Genomic DNA, 1,319 nt, shown 5'->3' on the forward strand with positions numbered 1-1,319 from the left:
CCTCTTTAAATTGGATGAACGCTGTATCATTTCTGATTCCTCCTAAACCACCTTGTTTAGAACCAAAGTCAGTGGGTCTAGGAAAAAACTCGATGGCTCCTTTTTTTATCAAAGTTTCGCCGGTTTTACATTGTCGCATTTTCTCTAATAAGACATTAGCGGCTTTTCCAATCCAGTTTTTTTTCTCATCTTGAGAAACCAACAATTTTAATAAATCCGTCATCATTTTAGCAGTGCACGCATCTTCTTCCGACTCCACCAGACAATTTTCTGTAGGGCGAACTGAATAAGCACTAATAAATTCATAGAGTATTTGGAGAATACTGCTGATTGATTTTTCCTCAGGCACTTTAAAATAATCAGCGAGCAACTTTTTAGAAGTAAAGGATAGATGATGACCTTCTATATTAAGCTCGGAGATTAGTTCATTAACCTGGTCTGGGCCACCCGCCAAACCAAGAAGTACATCAGTTGAAGTATTATCACTTTCGGTTAACATGTAGGTTAATAATTCGTCAATAGTTCTTGTTGTTTCTACAGACCAGGGCCTGAAATAATACCTATCTAATGTATTCGTCGGGCGCCCAGGTGAGAAATCGGTATTAATAATAGTAATATTAGTTGTTAAACTCAATTCCCGGTCGTCATAGATTTTTTTCAATATACTTAAGGCAATAGCAACTTTTTTAGTACTGGCCATTGGCATCATGACTTCAGCCTTGTACCCCTCTTCCAGGGTAATGATACCCTTTTCATCAAGTAAATAAAGACTAACTGCTAACTTTGCTTTTTCGCCAAGTTTCTTCTCAATCTCACCTAAATTCATTTTAGATCCTCTTAGATTTATTTCTAGCACAAATAGAAGTTTTGCATCAAAATGTTCGAGCCTTAGCGATAATATCGTAAACAAGTTCACTGCCGTAACCTTTATTCCAAGATCACAACATTCTAAATTTAATTAGTCGATTAGCCCGCCTAGTTTGAGACATACTAAAGGAATGAATTTGTTACAAGCCGGTGTCTCGTTAGACATTCTTCGTGATTTCTTAAGCAATGTTGATTTAAAGACTACGGAAATTTATGCCAGAGCCAATCTTGAAATGAAACGTGCGGCGATTGAGAAAGCCAATCCAGCTCCGATACCGAAACTACCATCGTGGAAGTAAATAAATCGTTGCAATCTTTATAAATTTTACGTAAGAAACCCATTTTCATAATGAAACCTCTTCTTTATTGCAAAATATTATATGCAGTGATTATAAAAACCATCTCTGAAAAATAAAGAAAAATTAGTTGTACTGTAACGTGGTCTAATAGAT

2 protein-coding genes are annotated in these 1,319 nt (G+C 36.0%); one reads left to right on the top strand and one right to left on the bottom strand.

The features are described from left to right. Window positions 1-826: serine hydrolase (locus tag OK13_RS13650; protein WP_035891736.1), on the bottom strand; the 826-nt coding region annotated here is incomplete at its 3' end. Between the two features lie 178 nt (window positions 827-1,004). On the opposite strand from OK13_RS13650, the gene OK13_RS14320 reads away from it, so the two are divergent. Next, window positions 1,005-1,166, top strand: coding sequence for a site-specific integrase (locus OK13_RS14320; RefSeq protein WP_241480583.1), 162 nt, complete (start codon window positions 1,005-1,007; stop codon window positions 1,164-1,166). Window positions 1,167-1,319 lie beyond the last annotated feature (153 nt).

The organism is Legionella norrlandica (assembly GCF_000770585.1).
Lineage (GTDB): Bacteria > Pseudomonadota > Gammaproteobacteria > Legionellales > Legionellaceae > Legionella > Legionella norrlandica.